This is a genomic window from Bacillus sp. JJ864, from assembly GCF_036963045.1.
Taxonomy (GTDB): Bacteria; Bacillota; Bacilli; order Bacillales; family Bacillaceae_G; genus Bacillus_A; species Bacillus_A pseudomycoides_C.
The window spans coordinates 1-17,006 of sequence record NZ_JBALLY010000087.1 but is presented as its reverse complement, the minus strand read 5'-3'; the positions used below and the strand labels follow the sequence as shown (position 1 = coordinate 17,006).

The window sequence follows — 17,006 nt, the reverse complement described above, 5'->3', positions numbered from 1 at the left end:
CCTTCTTGCATCCTTTCGTTGGTATAATATGGTGTATGAAATGATATAACCAACAGGAGGCAAACCATGAGAAAAAATGAATTGTATGTTTATCATATTGTTACTAGAAAAAAATTGAGTCTTGGGCAGATCATTAACTTTAACGAGAATCAAAATAATGCCTTATATCGCTTCTTTTTTGAGAGAGAACAATTGAATTCTAAAGGTGAAGACTTCATTCAAATTTTACAAGGTCATGATACAAATGAAGGATTGAACTTGAATAAAGAAAATACTGAAGTAGCGATTAAATATGTAGACCAAACAATCAGAGCGATTAGAGAAGTAATAGTAGAAATGGTTAGACTTCAAGAATATCCTGAGTATCCTTCAAGATTGTCTTGCTTATACGCTGCGAAAAGCTATGAAGATGCTTTGAAATGGAAAGAATTATTTGATTCTTACAATCGGAATGTTTTGCAGATTGTTAAACTTCGAGTTATTGGGAATTCTTTTGAAGGTGATGGAAACCTTTTACCAAAGGAAGATGGGGTTCCTTTCTCTCAAAAAATTGAACAAGCTAAAGAATATTGGAAGGGTAATGTAACAAATGAACTTCCTGAGCTTTTGATTAACGGAAAAATTGAAGTGGTAGAAATTATTAATGATTTCTCGGCTTAAATACTAGAAAAGTCGTATATATTGCTTTTCCATCAGTTGGGGATGAAACCCAACTGATGGAAGTTTCACTTTATTCTCCCCTTCTTGCTGCTTGCTGCAATGGATCCCACACACTGTTATATGGCGGAGAGTAACTTAAGTCCACGTCTTCTAAATCATGAATCGTCATTTTATGAAACAATGCCATTGCCAGTACATCTATTCGTTTATCTACGCCCTGCTCACCAATTACTTGTCCGCCTACCAGTTGTTTCGTGTCTTTGCGATACAATAATTTCACGTGAAGTGGTTTCTTACTTGGATAATATCCTGCTATGTTTGTCGAATCTATTTTTACAATTTCATATGGTATTTGTAATTGCTCTGCTTCTTTTTCATTTAAACCGGTTCGTCCTAATGTAATGTCCATGAATTTCATAACCGCTGTTCCGACAATCCCTTTAAACGCTCTTCGTTTATTCACCATGTTCAGTCCAGCAATTCGCCCTTGTTTGTTTGCCGTTGTTCCAAGCGGAATATGGTCATGTTTTTCTTTTATAATATGATACTGCGTAGCACAGTCTCCTGCCGCATAAATGTCCTCTATATTTGTTTGCATATAAGCGTTAACTTGAATAGCACCTTTTTGATTTTTAATGATTTCTGTTCCTTCTAGAAAATCAGTGTTCGGTTTTACTCCAACTGATACTAAAACAAGATCTGTTTCATACATTCCTTTATCCGTTTCTACAAACTCAACTTGCTCTTTCCCTTGAAATGATTTCACATTTTCATTTGTAAGAATTTCAATGTTATGTTTCTTTGCTTCCTCATGAATGTATGCTGCCATATCCGCATCAAATACGGTACCTACATATTGATTCCGCTCAATCATACGAACCTTTTTCCCAAGCTCGACAAATGTTTCTGCCATTTCTATCCCGATTGCCCCGCCGCCAATAATAGTAACATGTTCAACCTTCTTATTCTGAAGCGTCTCCATAATGCGCTCTGCATCCGGGATCGTTTTTAATAGATGAACGCCTTGCAAGTCACTGCCTTTCCAGTTCGGCATGACTGGTCGCACTCCCGTTGCAATTAATAAACGATCATATTCGAATTCGAATGGTTCTGATGTTTGCGTATGTATGCCATATACTTTTTTACTCGCTGGATCTACACGTGTCACTTCATGATTCACTTTCGCATCAATATGATATTTATCCCGAAACGTATCAACACTTCTAGCAATTAACTTTTCAGTAGAAGCAATGATCCCACTAATCGCATAAGGAAGACCGCACTGCGCATATGAATAGAATTCGCCTTTTTCTAAAGTGATTACATTTGCTTCTTGATCATTACGGACAATTTGCATAGCAGCACTCATTCCAGCTGCATCTCCGCCTATAATAACGTATTTCACCGTATCACTCCTTTTCCCAAGACTATTACTTGTCTTACAACTCTTTTATCAGTAATAATTTTGTCCATTTTTAACAGGTGTAATTCTTTACGTATATTCACATACCAAACAAAAAACATGTCATTTTAAACTGACAATCATATTAATTTATATTCCCATTAAACGATAGCTAAGCTTATTTTCTTCATCAATAGTTATAGTAAAAAAAGGCTATTCAGTTTTCCTATTAATTCAGATAAATATTTCTTATTTAAGTAATAATAAGTCTTATTCTGTATCCTTTCACTCTTAACTAATCCTTGGATCACCATAATTCTCATATGATGAGAAATAGTAGCATTAGATAGGTCTAATTCTTTTGCTAGCTCACCTGCATAAAGCTTCTTATCTTTTAAAAGTAATAATATTGATAATTTGCTACCATCCGCTAGCGTTTTCAATATTTCCTGAAGATTATCCAAATCATCATCTTTCCTATTTTCCACAAAAAGTTGTTCAGACCCTATACCAATTCCAAGATAAATATTATTCTCCTCTTTCGAAACAGACAGTAGATATGGAGTAATAGTTGGAAATATGTTAATCACATGATTTTTAAAGTATTCAGTCCCTTTCAGTGTCTTGATTATCTTTATAAAGTGTGGTGTAGGTACCTTTTTTATCTTCTCAAACCATACATAATCCCTATTTTTAAGTTCTAAAAATGAATTAGTCAAATCATTATCTATTTCCTGCATTTTATTAACATAATTCATCACTGTGCTATGAGGATTTTTGAAGGTCTGCAAAATACTCCATTTGCTATTAGATGTTACGAATGAACAGGACAATAAATCATAAAAATGATTCTCTTCTAAGTAGTATTGATCAGCTTCAAATCCATCTTTCTTATTTGTTAGATGCTTTACTGTAGCGATAATATTTAGACGCATAGAATCCTCGTTCATTTTATTCATTAAACGATATATTTCACTTGAATCTTTATCGAAGATATCTTTAGTTTTTATAAGAGTTGTTGCAATACAGAATATATTTCCGTTTGTTACTTCCTCATATGAAGTAAGACTGGAGAAATAGAAATCTACAAATTCATCATCTAAAGATTGAATTTTTTCTATTCTTTTTACTAAGTTAATGTATTCAAAATCTAGATCATACCCCATTTTGTGAAATAAATCCCTATAAAACTCATTGTGCTTAAAAAATAATATCGCTGTTGTCTTATCATAAAAATCAAGCGGTATTCCAAATCGAATATTTTGCAAATAAGTATCCTCCATATTTTATCTTTTTATAATTTTAGTGCCTCAATAGTAACCGTTTCATCATGACCTGGGCAAATAATGGGATCTAAATTACATAGTTATTTTAGCTTCAACGTTGATGATTCAAGAATTTCTCCTTCTTCTGCAATACTCTTCATTCAATTTTAGATATCCATCTAAAATCAATTTTATCATTCCCGAAGTTTACCAATCAAATGTTTTATAATAACTTTAAAAATTATCCGAATTCCCCACTTAACATGTTGACCGATATCTAAAAACATGTTAAATTTATCCTGTTAATTTTAGATGTTCATCTAAAATTATATTAGACATAAATGAAAAGAGGGGAAGAATATGCAACAAATAAAAGAACAAGAAAAATATGATACAATCACAAAAAGAAGATTCGCACTTCTATCACTCCTATTAGCTTCATTCATGGCTCTGATGGACACTACTATTGTAAACATAGCAATTCCAAATATCCTGACGCATTTTTCTATTGATTTATCAGAAGTAAGTTGGGTCACTACAGGATATAACTTAGCATTTGGGATTTTGTTAATCTCAGCATCTAAGTTAGCCGATCAGTTTGGAAGAAAAAGAGTCTTTGTCATTGGTTTAGCCGCTTTTACTCTAACTTCTCTATTATGTGGAATTAGTAACTCCATACAATCATTAGTAACTTTTAGAATACTTCAAGGTGTAACTGCCTCATTTATAGTTCCAGTCACTATGCCTATGGCTATCGATATAGTTGATAAAAATAAAAAAGGACTAATCATTGGCATTTGGGGAGCGGTTTCTGGATTTGCATCTGCTCTTGGACCTGTTTTAGGGGGAATTTTATCAGATCTATTTAGTTGGCAATCAATTTTTTTTGTAAATATACCAATCGGCATTATTACTTTAACACTAGCAACTATTTACTTAAGAGAAACATATGACAATCATGCATCTAGAAAAATTGATTATCTAGGCAGTATCACTCTAACTATTTCATTATTTTGCTTAACCTTTGCATTTGCTAAAGCTAGTGAACTAGGTTGGTCATCACAACCAATCATTCTATTATTCGTTATTTTCTTAGTAACATTTTTGTTATTTTTATTCATTGAAAAAAAAGCAGCGGAACCAATTTTCCCATTAAGCTTTTTGAAAATAAGAACGTTTACCTTTAGCTCATTAACACTGTTTATTTTAGGATTAAGTTTGACAAGTGGTACTTTATTAGTGACACTTTTTCTAACAAATATGATGAATTTTTCTTCAATGAAATCAGGGTTAATCATTTCATCTCTGGCTTTTAGCTCAATGTTCACCTCGATTATTTCCGGGAAGTTTTCGGATAAATTAGGAAGTGTAAAATTCACGTTCACCGGAATGCTAGGAATGTGTATTTCTACTTTTTTATATGCTACTGTAAAGTACAATTCCTCTTTATATTATGTTATCTTATTATTATGCTTAACAGGACTATCATTAGGAATGGTAATAGGACCAGCTATGGGTTCTTCGATTAGACAAATATCAGAAAATAAAGTAGGAATTGCCTCAGGAACAATTAATATGATGAGGGCTGTTGGGCAATCTTTAGGAATAGCATTATTAACTACTATTTTGACTATCAACATTAATAATCAAGTTTCCGTAGCTAAAAATGAGAGTATTGAAATCGTAAATAGTAGTAAAATCTTAAAGACTGAAGTTAAAGATGAGATTATTTCAAATCTAAAAAAAAATGCTAAAGTCTCTCCTTCTTCAACTTCTTTGGTTACTGATAAAATCAAATCTGCTGAAGATGTGGCTCTTCAAAAAAGTCCAGAATCATACCACGCAGAAATTAAGAAGCAATTTAATCAACAAAAAAATGAGTCATTAAAAATTTCCAAGGAAGTTTCCGAAGCTTTTAGCAACAGTATAAATAAAGCCTTTAGTAATACTTTCATTTTAGCAGGAATCTTAAGTTTCTTTGGAATTATAACTTCATTATTTAGTGATATTAATCCAAAAAGAAAATATAAAGTTTACAAATTATAATAATTACGTTTTCATCTTTCTGACGTGACTACAAAAGTATATTCCCTTAATAAAAAGGTACTTATTCTCTCAAATTGTTGAAAGTAAGTACCTTTTTATTTTTTTGTATAACATTATTGTTATAATATTAGATGCCACACAAAAACTTCTCCCACCACAATCAACACAGCACCAAAAATCATCATCGTTGTCTTCTTCAATAACTCATTTTCCCGAAATGGAATGTTACATAAATAAGCGCCAAGCGTAATTCGTGATGGACACGCAATTGTAGCAAAAGAAGAACTTGTATTTTGCACAGTTGTCACGAACTGCCACGGAAGCCCTACGTTCTGTGCTGTTTGCATTTGCAGTTTCATAAACATCGCATTTGATCCAGCGTTACTTCCCGTTAGAAAACCGCCTATACCACCGATAAACGGTGCAACGAAAACAAACATCGTTCCAAAAATATGACCAGCTGCTTCCGCTAATAAAGCGTGCATCCCTGCTGCACTCATTAGTTCTGAAATCGCAATAAACATTGTCGTTGTAATCGCAAACGGTATCCACTGTTTCACTGTTTGTAATAATGACTGCCTTATTATAATAGAAGGAATCCGGAAAAAAATTATAGTAAATAAACATGTAACGCCAAGCCAAAATCCTGGTGAATACAATAATTCAAGTTTGTAAGAGTACGATGGTAAGTTAATAACAGCGTATGATTGCAATGCACTATGAAACGACGGAATCAGGCGAGAAAGCAAGATGCAAACTGTTAAAAATAAATATGGGCTAATTATTTTTAAAATAGAAACTTCTTGCTGCTCGGCAGCGGCGTGTTCCGAATACACTTCCTTCTGCTGCTTTGCTGTCATTTTAATAACGATAAAGCCAAATGTTATCGTTACAATCGCACTTAAAATTCCTGCTAATTCAACACTTACATATGTACTAGACAAATAGATGGATAGAGAAAATAATAGGAAAAAACCAGTCGCTTCTTTCCATTTTTGCCTTACTGCCGTCCAGCCGCCGACTATATATAATGAAAGAATGATAAAATACGCAAAGATTGGCACACTTAATACCGCTGTACCAGAACCAAGTTGTTCTAAAGGCATATCAATCAGCCCTGACCCAATAATTGTTCCTGTTGCCATCGCGCCCCATGAGCTTGCTAATAAACCGATAAACGAAAGTAAAACAGCTTGAAACGGCTTGTAACCGAGCGAAAGAAAAATAGGAGCAGCCACCATAAATCCAATTCCAAATCCACTTACGGATTCAATTAGGGGACAAATCCCAAAACACATCAGGAGCATTTGTAGTAAACGGTCATGTGTAACATGTTCCATAAAGCGAGCAACTTGATCGATATACCCCATTTTATTCATAAGGTGAAATAAAAAAATCCCAAAAAACAAAACATATCCAACGATAAAACAAATTAAACCACCTTTCATTGTGGCATGGGCAACCTCCCCCATTTGTAAGCGAAACATCGGTAATAGTAAAACCATTCCGCTGCACACAACATAAGAAATTATCGATGCTTTCAGTGATGTCTGCTTGAAGACAAATAAACAAATAAAAATCATCATGATTGGAATAAGAGCTAATAATTCTGTCATACCATCATCTCATTTCTTGTAAGGTACAATTTGAAAAACGTTACAAGACCTCTTTTCTTTTTAGATGGGCGAGAGCATCTTGCCATGCATAGAAGCGGTCAGGGCCTTTTCCTGCCACATGCAAGGGTTAAAACAAAAAGAGAACGAAAGTAGCGGGCATGTTTTTTTTCATAGCAGCAACTTATGTGTTGAAAATCAAAAAATGAACTAACAAACCTCTCTTCTTTTTAGTTGACCGAGAGTGTCTGCCCATACATAGCGGCGACTTATATGTTAAAACATATTATATAACATAAGGCGGAATATTCAATTAATTTTATGTCAGTTTTTTTATTCGATTCTTTATCTGATGAATTATTCAAAACATGGTACACTACAAAAAACACCTTTTTTAGAGGAGTGATAGCAATGAACCAAGAACAATTTTGGCAGCTCATTTCAGACATGAATTCAAAAGACGAAACAGTCGAGTGGTTAGTTGAGCAATTAGCTGCAAAATCCGCAGATGAGATTGCAGATTATGAAATGCATCTCCAAACTGCTTTAGAGCAATCCTACACTTCCTCTTTATGGGCAGCTGCTTATATTATTTTAGGTGGATGTTCCGATGATTCATTTGATTACTTTCGAGGTTGGCTCATCGCATGTGGACAAGAAACGTTTGAATCCGCTTTGCAAAACCCTGAAAATCTAGCAAACTTAATTCCTGCTTATTATGAAGAGGATGAACTCATTCCAGAACTTGAGGAAATGTTAAGTACTGGATTTGAAGCGTTCAGCCTAAAAGAAACAGGAGATACAGAGTGGGATAATGAGATATGGAATAAATTCTCATCGTTACTTGATGAGAAAGGTTATGAACCATTTGAACAAGACATAGAATTTGACTGGGAAGAAGATGAGGACAAATTAGCTGAGTGCTTTCCAAAACTTTGGGAACGTTTTGGTGAAGATCCATTAGGTTAATATATAAATACAAATTGAAAAAATGACATAAAAACCCCTTTCTTTTTAGGGAAGGACGAGAGCATCTGGCCATGCATAGAAGCGGTCAGGGCCTTTTCCTGCCACGTGCAAAGTTTAAAACAAAAAGAGAAAGCCAGTAGGTCATGTTTTATTCTGTGTACAACTTAGATGTAAAAAAACAAAGTGGATTTATATATACGGAGCTGACTCAAAAGAGATGTATATGTCTTTTGAATCAGCTCCTTCTTATATGTCCACTAATATATCGACCGTTTTATAAAATATATCGGCGATTCGACATGGTATAAAGACTCTTCGACGATGTTCGACATACTGTGTGCACTTTAGGGAGTTAACTCCTTTATTTCACCGCAGCAATCAGCTCACGAATTTCATTTCGTTTTTCATTCTCTAACAGCTCAATGACTTTACTTCCGACAACAACTCCATCACATACTCGAGTCATTTCTTCTATTTGCTCCGCCTTCGATATACCAAATCCAGCAACAACCGGAAGCTGAACATGCGCTTTCACCTTTTCTAAGTATGTGTGTAATTCTTGTGTGAAATCGCGGCGCACTCCCGTTACGCCTGCTACTGTGACGGCATAAACAAATCCTTGCGACTCACTTGTAATTTTTTCAATTCGTTCAATTGGACTCGTTACTGTTACTAAAGGAATAAGCGCAATGTTTGCATCACATAACAGCGGTGCAATAATATCTTGTTCTTCATACGGAAGATCTGGGACGATAACCCCATCGACGCCTGCTTCGATGCAGCGCAGGATAAAACGTTCTTTCCCAAATGCTAGAATAGGATTTAAATAGGTCATGAGTACAAATGGAATTTGCACTGCTACTCGCACTTCCGCTAATGCTTGGAAAATTCCTTCTACCGTTGTTCCGTTTTCCAACGCTCGTTTTCCGGCCCTTTGAATCGTTGGTCCGTCTGCAACTGGATCAGAAAATGGAATGCCAATTTCAACAATGCTTGCCCCAGCTTCGTCTAAAAAACGAATTTGTTCTTGTAAATCTCCATCTCCGCCCATTACGTACGGAATGAATGCTTTTTTTCCATTTTGAAATGCTTCACTTATTCTTTCTACTCCCATCAGTTACACCTCTTCCATATAACGTTTTATACTTTCCACATCTTTATCGCCGCGTCCTGATAAACAAATCACAAGCCCTTCATCGCTTTTCATAGTAGGTGCTAGTTTCAGTGCATACGCCACAGCATGTGAGCTTTCTAATGCCGGGATAATCCCTTCTTGCTTCGTTAATAGTTGAAAAGCATGGAGCGCTTCTCCATCTGTTATGGAATGATACGATACACGGCCAATGTCTTTTAATAAGCTATGTTCCGGACCAACTCCCGGGTAATCAAGCCCTGCTGAAATGGAGTGTGCTTCTTGAATTTGCCCTTCTTCATTTTGCAAAATATACATCATCGATCCGTGCAGGACACCGACGCTTCCTTTCGTTAATGTTGCGGCATGCTTCTCTGTATGAAGTCCCTTGCCTGCTGCTTCTACGCCGTATAGTGCAACTTCTTCATCTTGTACAAATGGATAAAACATTCCCATCGCATTACTGCCGCCGCCAATGCAAGCTACAACTGCTTCCGGTAATTTCCCTTCTAACGTTTCATATTGCTTCTTCGTTTCCTTGCCGATCACACTTTGGAAATCACGTACCATTTGCGGAAATGGATGCGGTCCAAGAACAGATCCCATCACATAGTGCGTATCATGTACATGTGCAACCCAGTAACGAAGCGCCTCGTTTACTGCATCTTTTAGCGTTCCACTTCCTGCTGCAACGCTTTCCACTTTTGCTCCTAACAGTTCCATTCGAAAGACATTTAGTTTTTGACGCTTCACATCCTCTTCTCCCATGAAAATGACGCATTCTAAGCCAAGCAACGCGCATACTGTCGCTGTCGCAACGCCGTGCTGTCCAGCCCCCGTTTCAGCGACAACTTTCTTCTTGCCCATCCGCACTGCAAGAAGCGCCTGCCCGATTGTGTTGTTAATTTTATGAGCTCCTGTATGATTTAAATCTTCGCGCTTTAAATAAATTTTTGCGCCGCCGCAATACTTCGTCAGATTTTCTGCGAAATAAAGCGGTGTTTCTCTACCAACATACGTTTGTAAATAATGCTGTAATTGCTTTTGAAATGATTCATCTTGCATTGCCTCTTTATACGCTTCTTCTAATTCTAAAACAGACTGCATTAACGTTTCTGGGACATAACGTCCTCCGTACATACCGTAATGACCTTTTTCATCTGGATATACATATTGCATAGTTAACACTCCTTCGCTTTTGTGATAAATTGTTTTATTTTCTCGATATCTTTTTTGCCGTTTGTTTCTACGCCGCTGCTCACGTCAATCATATACGGCTGAACCATTTCAATTGCCTCTGTGATATTTTCAAGATTTAATCCGCCGGCTAATATGCACTTTTTTTCAATTGGATTTGACCGTAATAATTCCCATGAAAATGTTTTGCCATTTCCGCCATGAAACTGTTCTTTCGGACTATCAAATAATATAAAATCAGTTTCATATTCCGCTGCTCGTTCTATATCTTCGCTCGAACTTACACCGACAGCCTTTATAGATGGAATATTCAATCTTTTAATATGATAATTTTGTTCATCCCCATGCAGTTGTACATGCGTTAAACCACAATACGTTGCAATGTTTTCGATCACGTCGATTGATTCATTTACGAAAACGCCAACTTTCATTATATTCTCCGGAAGCTCTTCGATAATTCGCTTTGCTTGTTCGGGAGTGATTTTCCGTTTACTTTCCGCAAATACAAAGCCAATGGCATCTGCCCCGTATTCACAAGCGATTGTTGCCGCTCTTATATCGGTAATCCCGCAAATCTTTACTTTCATTTCGTCACCTGCAGCGATTGAAAAAAGTCTCCGACAGACGGTGCTGTCATAAACGCTTCTCCGACAAGAATTCCTTTTGCTCCGGCTTGCTTCACACGTGTAATATCTTCTTTCGTATGAATACCGCTCTCACTAATCCAAAGTACGTTTTGTTCATTTAACCGTTTCCCAAGCTGTTCCGTTGTACGTAAATCGACTTCAAATGTTTTTAAATTTCGATTGTTTACTCCAATGACATCTGGATTAAGCTCTAACGCTATTTCTAACTCTTCTTCATTATGAATCTCTACAATCGCTTCTAAGCCGCGCTCTTTTACATACGCATATAGCGCAAATAATTGTTCTTTTGGTAATGCAGCAACAATGAGTAAAATGAGATTGGCTCCCGCTTCATATGCCCGGTCAATTTGGATTTTATCAATAATAAAATCTTTACATAAAAGCGGTACATTCACATGATTTCTTGCCGTTTCTAAATCGTGAAACGAGCCCTTAAAAAAGTGACTATCTGTTAAAACAGAGATTGCTCCTGCACCATTTGTTTCATAAAGCTCAGCTTGCTTCGCAACATCAACATGTAAGTTCATATCTCCTTTAGACGGTGAAGCACGTTTTATTTCTGCAATGACTGTAAATTTCCCTAGTGCTTCTACGAGAGGATAAGATGTACGGTTTTTCTTTTCTGGGATATACGTTTCATATAACACTGCTACTTCTTTCTTTTTTTGCTCAATAATTTTCGTTAAAATCGTTTCCATCTAGTTCACCCTCTCTAGTTTTTTGTTACTTTCAGCAATTAATAGCTGTAATTTCTCCAGCGCCTTTCCTGAATCAATACTATGGGCTGCTAAGCGAATTCCATCTTCAATTGTCCTTGCTTTTCCGTTGGCAAACAGAGCAAGCCCGGCATTTAATAACACTGTCTCACGGTATACGCTATCTTCTCCCTGCAGCACATGTAATGTAATATTGGCATTTTCCTTTGCATCGCCGCCTCGAATCGCTTCGTTTTTCACACATGAAAATCCATATTCTTTTGGGAATATACTCACTTCCATAATGTTGTTATCTTTTAAAATTGCTACGTGATTCTCTCCTTGTAAAGATGCTTCATCTAAAAATCCACTGCCATTTACAACAATCGCTCTTTTTCTGCCAAGCTTTTGCAAGACTTCTGCTACTGGAAGTAACATCTCACGTTTATAAATACCGACGAACTGCGTTTCTAAGTCGATTGGATTTGTAAGTGGCCCGATTAAGTTAAAGATTGTTGGAACGTTTAATTCTTTTCTTACTTTCATAATGCGGCGCAGTGCTGGATGCATTGCCGGTGCAAATAGAAAAGCGATACCGACGTTCTCTAACAAATGATCAATATGCTTTGGCGAACATGCAATGTTCACGCCGAGCTCCTCTAATAAATCTGCACTTCCCGTTTTACTAGAAACGGCGCGGTTTCCATGTTTTGCAACCTTCACGCCGGCACCAGCAAGTACGAAAGCCGATGTTGTACTCACATTAAATGTTTGTGCGCCGTCCCCGCCTGTTCCGCAATTGTCCATCGCATTTGCAATATGATTCGAAAACGGCAATGCTTTTTCACGAAGGGCGCGCACAAGCCCGTATATTTCATCTGCCGTTTCCCCCTTTGCCTTTAACAATGCTAAAAAAGCTGCAATCTCACTTTCTAAAATATCTTCGCTTAATAAGCTAATACCCGCTTCATACATTTCATGTTCCGTTAAATCTTGCCGCTCTACTAATTTTCGAAGATAGCCATTCATACTCTCTCCCCCTCTTTCACTTGAGATAAAAATGCCTGTATTAATTTATCGCCTTCTTCAGTTGCAATGGATTCTGGATGAAACTGTAATCCGAAAAGCGGATAGTAGTGATGACGAATTGCCATGATTTCTCCGTCATCCATCGCTGTCGCTAATACATCAAAACAACTCGGAAGATTGTGCTGCTTTGCTATGAGCGAATGGTAACGCATCGCTGTCAGCGGCTGTTTTACATAGGAGAATATCGATGTGCCATTATGTTTTACAAGCGATGTTTTCCCATGTTTAATCTTTTCTGCCCGCACAACTTCTCCGCCAAAAGCAGTAACAATCGCTTGATGTCCTAGACAAATCCCAAGAATCGGAACTGTTTTATAAAAATGTTGAATCACATCCATACAAATCCCCGCATCTTCCGGTCTTCCAGGCCCTGGCGAAAGTATAATTGCGCTTGGCTTCATGTCCGTTAGTTCCTTAATTGTCACTTCATCGTTACGCACTACAACAATCTGTTCCGTGTGTTGGCCTAGCAATTGATACAAGTTATATGTGAATGAATCATAGTTATCAATTAAGACAATCATTTCATTACCTCCAAGAGCGCTTTTGCTTTATTTAGTGTTTCTTCATATTCAGCCGCAGGATTCGAATCGTACACGACGCCAGCTCCCGCCTGTACATACGCCTTCTCATCTTTTACAACCATCGTTCGGATCGCCAGTGCCATATCCATATTCCCCGAAAATGAAATATATCCAACTGCTCCGGCGTATACATTTCGTTTCTCTGTTTCTAATTCGTTTATAATTTCCATTGCTCTAATTTTAGGAGCTCCTGATACAGTACCTGCTGGTAAGCAATGTGCTAATGCATCAAAACAGCTCATCTTTTTTCGCAATGTTCCGTAAACTTCAGATACAATATGCATGACATGCGAATATTTCTCGATTTCCATATATTTATCTAGTTGAACGGAACCGATCTCACTCACCCGTCCAATATCATTTCTTCCTAAATCAACAAGCATCATATGCTCTGCCCGTTCCTTCTCGTTTGCAAGCAACTCCTTCGCAATCTTTTCATCCTCATCTTTTGTGTTTCCGCGCGGCCTTGTTCCGGCAATTGGATTTGTCATCACCTTATCATCTCGCACAGAAAGTAAGCTTTCCGGCGAAGAACCAAGTACGACGTAATCTTGAAAATCAATATAAAACATATAAGGAGATGGATTGGCTGTGCGAAGACGGCGATATAATGCAAATGGATTTCCTGTAAAATCACTTTGCAAACGCTGCGATAACACAACTTGAAAGATATCCCCGGCCCGAATATATTCCTTTACCTGTTCAACCATTTTGTGAAACCTTTCTTCTGTTACAGAAGATGTAAATGATAAGGAAGCACCTAACTCGTTCATTTGTTCTTCTGATTCCTGCAGCAATTTTTGTTTATATGTTTGCAGCTGTTCATAAACCTCTTCATACGAGTCTGTATCGCCGCTGCGATAGACATATACAAATGATAGCTTTTGCCTTACATGATCGTATACAACAAACATGCGATAAAGCAGCACATGTACTTCTGGAATATTTAAAGGGTCGGCGAGCATCTCTCCAATATCTTCATATTGCCGAATCACATCATACCCAATATAGCCAACCGCTCCTCCGCAAAATGGAAACGGACTCTCAACTTTCTCTAATGCAAGAACATTTTCTAGCTCCTTTAATACATTTCCGTTTACCTTTTCCGTCGCACCATTTATCGTAATCTCTACTTCCTTGCCAATACTTTTGATTTCTCCGTAAGGATCACATCCTAAATAAGAATAACGCCCTTTATCTTGATGAAGCTGCGAGCTTTCCAGTAGAAATTTTTTCTCACCTGTAGTGCGGCGATATAACGCAATCGGCGTCACGCTATCTCCTTCTTCTTCTTGAATCATAAGAAAGGTTTTCCCTTTCTTTTTTTCTATAATAAATTGGTCTTTCGTTATCATCACCATCACCTCTTTAGCTAAAATAAAAAAATCCCCTGCATATGGAAATATGCAGAGGACGATAAATTTACCGCGGTACCACCTCTTGTTGGATGCAAAGCATCCCGCTTTTTCAGGTACAATCTTATACCCTATCCTTGTAACGGCGGAACCCGGGTTGCCTACTTATAGTTCAGCATACCTCTCGTAAGCCCATTCCGCATATGGCACCGCACCGGGCTCTCACCTATCCCCGGCTCTCTGGAACGTCTCCAATATACGTACTCTTCTTACTCATCGATTTATCCTATTCATTTTTTTGTATACAAAAAGGGAGTACTCATCCTATAAAAAGGACGGGTACTCCCGTGGTGCCACCTTAATTCGTTACAAAAGTAACGCGCTTTTCCGTATCGAAATACAATACGTGTCTCTTGTAACGATGAGAACTTTTCGCCAAAGCCTACTTCTTTCGTTTCGGTTTGGAAGCTCCGAAGCCCATTCCATATTACTTTCATACTGATTCGCACCAACCATCAGCTCTCTGACATGTCCATAATATGTACTCTTCTTCATCAACGCTTGCGTTTTTAAATTTGAAATCATTATATGCTTTTCTTTTTTGGGAAGTCAATACCTTCAAGAAATAAATTTTTTATGTACATCTTAAATATTATATTGACAAAATAACTCATTTTTATGTAAAAATAATAAATACTCTATAAAAATAGCTATACATCAACAAAAAACTTTATTTTAGTAAAATATTTTATCTTCTAAATACGCTTACATTTCTGAAAATTCGTATTTAGATGATAGATTTTTACACATAATCATGTTAGATTATAATATGTAACTCAGCAAAAGATACTACTTAGGAAAGGGGACTAACATGAACACACAGATTTTAATTTCTATTTCGATCTATATGATCGGGATGTTAGTGATTGGCTACATAGCCTACAAACGAACATCTAATTTAACTGACTATATGCTTGGCGGGCGTACATTAGGCCCCGCAGTAACGGCACTTAGTGCAGGTGCTGCTGATATGAGCGGCTGGCTATTAATGGGATTACCCGGTGCGATGTTTGCAACAGGTCTAAGCAGCAGTTGGATTGCGATCGGTTTAACACTCGGCGCTTATGCAAACTGGCTATACGTCGCTCCTCGCTTACGTACCTACTCTGAACTTGCAAACAATTCAATTACAATCCCAGAATTTTTGGAACATCGCTTCCATGATACATCCCATATGCTACGTCTTGTTTCCGGACTTGTTATTATGATCTTTTTTACATTTTATGTAGCTTCTGGGTTAGTTTCGGGCGCTGTTTTATTCCGTAATACATTTGGAATGGACTATCATACAGGACTTTTCATCGTTGCAGCTGTTGTTGTAGCATATACGTTATTTGGTGGTTTCTTAGCTGTAAGTTGGACAGACTTCGTACAAGGAATTATTATGGTCGTTGCACTCGTTTTAGTTCCAGTCGTAACAATTATGCATGTAAATGGTCTTGGATCAGCATTTCATACGATTCAATCTGTCGATCCAACACTATTAAATATTTTTAAAGGTACTTCTGTACTCGGCATTATTTCTTTATTTGCTTGGGGTCTTGGTTATGTTGGACAACCGCATATTATCGTACGCTTTATGGCTATTTCATCTGTAAAAGAATTAAAAAGTGCTCGCCGCATCGGAATGAGCTGGATGATTTTCTCTATTGTCGGCGCAATGTTTACTGGACTAATTGGAATTGCTTATTATGCTGACAAAGGGATGAAATTAGCAGATCCAGAAACGATTTTCCTTGAGCTTGGAAATATTTTATTCCATCCGCTCATTACTGGATTTTTATTAGCTGCCATTTTAGCGGCAATTATGAGTACTATTTCTTCTCAGCTTCTTGTTACATCAAGTGCTGTAACAGAAGATTTATACCGAACATTTTTCCGCCGCTCGGCAACGGACCGCGAACTTGTTTTTGTAGGACGTATGGCCGTTCTAGTCATCGCTCTAGTATCAAGCGGACTTGCCTTTAAACAAAATGACACAATTCTAGCACTTGTTGGTTACGCTTGGGCAGGTTTCGGTTCTTCATTCGGACCAGTTATTTTATTAAGCTTGTACTGGAAACGAATGACGAAATGGGGCGCTCTTGCTGGGATGATCGCCGGTGCAACAACAGTTATTACGTGGACACAATTTAAGTTTTTAAAAGATATGTTATATGAAATGCTTCCTGGTTTTGCTGTGAGCTTACTCGTTATTATTATTGTAAGTCTATTAACAAAACCATCAGAAAAGGTTCAAAAAGAATTTGACGAATTCGAAAAAGTAGCTTCTTAATAAAAAACAATGCCTGC

Annotated in this window: 14 protein-coding genes and 2 other annotated features; of the genes, 4 read left to right on the top strand and 10 right to left on the bottom strand. The window is 37.1% G+C overall.

The window, feature by feature from the left end:
- Nucleotides 1-66: 66 nt before the first annotated feature.
- Complete coding sequence (locus V7024_RS14480; RefSeq protein WP_335521176.1) at nucleotides 67-660, top strand: DUF2441 domain-containing protein; 594 nt, start codon at nucleotides 67-69, stop codon at nucleotides 658-660.
- 70 nt (nucleotides 661-730) lie between these two features.
- On the opposite strand, the gene V7024_RS14475 is transcribed toward V7024_RS14480, so the two are convergent.
- Both V7024_RS14475 and V7024_RS14470 read right to left on the bottom strand, forming a co-directional pair.
- Nucleotides 731-2,065, bottom strand: coding sequence for an FAD-dependent oxidoreductase (locus V7024_RS14475; protein ID WP_335521175.1), 1,335 nt, complete (start codon nucleotides 2,063-2,065; stop codon nucleotides 731-733).
- Between the two features lie 194 nt (nucleotides 2,066-2,259).
- Nucleotides 2,260-3,330: an ArsR/SmtB family transcription factor gene (locus tag V7024_RS14470; RefSeq protein WP_335521173.1), complete on the bottom strand. Its 1,071-nt coding sequence runs from the start codon at nucleotides 3,328-3,330 to the stop codon at nucleotides 2,260-2,262.
- Between the two features lie 357 nt (nucleotides 3,331-3,687).
- Here V7024_RS14470 and V7024_RS14465 point away from each other — a divergent pair, with 357 nt between their 5' ends.
- A complete protein-coding gene (locus V7024_RS14465) occupies nucleotides 3,688-5,373 on the top strand; it encodes an MFS transporter (RefSeq protein ID WP_335521171.1) in 1,686 nt (561 codons plus the stop codon).
- Between the two features lie 119 nt (nucleotides 5,374-5,492).
- Here the strand turns inward: V7024_RS14465 and V7024_RS14460 are convergent, their stop codons facing one another.
- Nucleotides 5,493-6,989 carry an L-lactate permease gene (locus V7024_RS14460; protein WP_335521169.1) on the bottom strand — a complete coding sequence of 499 codons (1,497 nt, stop codon included), beginning with the start codon at nucleotides 6,987-6,989 and terminating at the stop codon, nucleotides 5,493-5,495.
- Nucleotides 6,990-7,397: 408 nt separating this feature from the next.
- On the opposite strand from V7024_RS14460, the gene V7024_RS14455 reads away from it, so the two are divergent.
- Nucleotides 7,398-7,955 (top strand): DUF4240 domain-containing protein, encoded by a 558-nt coding sequence (locus V7024_RS14455; protein WP_335521167.1) that lies wholly within the window; start codon nucleotides 7,398-7,400, stop codon nucleotides 7,953-7,955.
- Between the two features lie 361 nt (nucleotides 7,956-8,316).
- Here V7024_RS14455 and trpA read toward each other — a convergent pair whose 3' ends face one another.
- Genes trpA through trpE form a run of 7 tightly spaced genes read right to left on the bottom strand, consistent with a single transcriptional unit; the run spans nucleotide 8,317 to nucleotide 14,654 of the window.
- Nucleotides 8,317-9,069, bottom strand: coding sequence for a tryptophan synthase subunit alpha (gene trpA / locus V7024_RS14450; protein ID WP_335521165.1), 753 nt, complete (start codon nucleotides 9,067-9,069; stop codon nucleotides 8,317-8,319).
- A 3-nt stretch (nucleotides 9,070-9,072) separates the two neighbouring features.
- Complete coding sequence (trpB, locus tag V7024_RS14445; protein WP_335521163.1) at nucleotides 9,073-10,266, bottom strand: tryptophan synthase subunit beta; 1,194 nt, start codon at nucleotides 10,264-10,266, stop codon at nucleotides 9,073-9,075.
- A gap of 2 nt (nucleotides 10,267-10,268) precedes the next feature.
- Entirely contained in the window at nucleotides 10,269-10,871 is a 603-nt protein-coding gene (locus V7024_RS14440) for a phosphoribosylanthranilate isomerase (protein WP_098915783.1), read from the bottom strand.
- Nucleotides 10,868-11,629, bottom strand: a complete 762-nt coding sequence (gene trpC / locus V7024_RS14435) for an indole-3-glycerol phosphate synthase TrpC (protein ID WP_335521160.1) — start codon at nucleotides 11,627-11,629, stop codon at nucleotides 10,868-10,870. Before trpC ends, V7024_RS14440 begins: the two co-directional genes overlap by 4 nt.
- Nucleotides 11,630-12,655 carry an anthranilate phosphoribosyltransferase gene (gene trpD, locus V7024_RS14430; protein WP_335521158.1) on the bottom strand — a complete coding sequence of 342 codons (1,026 nt, stop codon included), beginning with the start codon at nucleotides 12,653-12,655 and terminating at the stop codon, nucleotides 11,630-11,632.
- Nucleotides 12,652-13,239, bottom strand: a complete 588-nt coding sequence (locus V7024_RS14425) for an anthranilate synthase component II (RefSeq protein WP_335521156.1) — start codon at nucleotides 13,237-13,239, stop codon at nucleotides 12,652-12,654. Before V7024_RS14425 ends, trpD begins: the two co-directional genes overlap by 4 nt.
- Nucleotides 13,236-14,654, bottom strand: a complete 1,419-nt coding sequence (gene trpE / locus V7024_RS14420; protein WP_335521154.1) for an anthranilate synthase component I — start codon at nucleotides 14,652-14,654, stop codon at nucleotides 13,236-13,238. Before trpE ends, V7024_RS14425 begins: the two co-directional genes overlap by 4 nt.
- A gap of 51 nt (nucleotides 14,655-14,705) precedes the next feature.
- Nucleotides 14,706-14,940: a binding site (T-box leader), on the bottom strand.
- 42 nt (nucleotides 14,941-14,982) lie between these two features.
- Nucleotides 14,983-15,221, bottom strand: a binding site (T-box leader).
- A gap of 304 nt (nucleotides 15,222-15,525) precedes the next feature.
- Between trpE and putP the strand changes: the two genes are divergently transcribed.
- Nucleotides 15,526-16,989, top strand: coding sequence for a sodium/proline symporter PutP (gene putP / locus V7024_RS14415; RefSeq protein ID WP_335521152.1), 1,464 nt, complete (start codon nucleotides 15,526-15,528; stop codon nucleotides 16,987-16,989).
- Nucleotides 16,990-17,006: the final 17 nt, after the last annotated feature.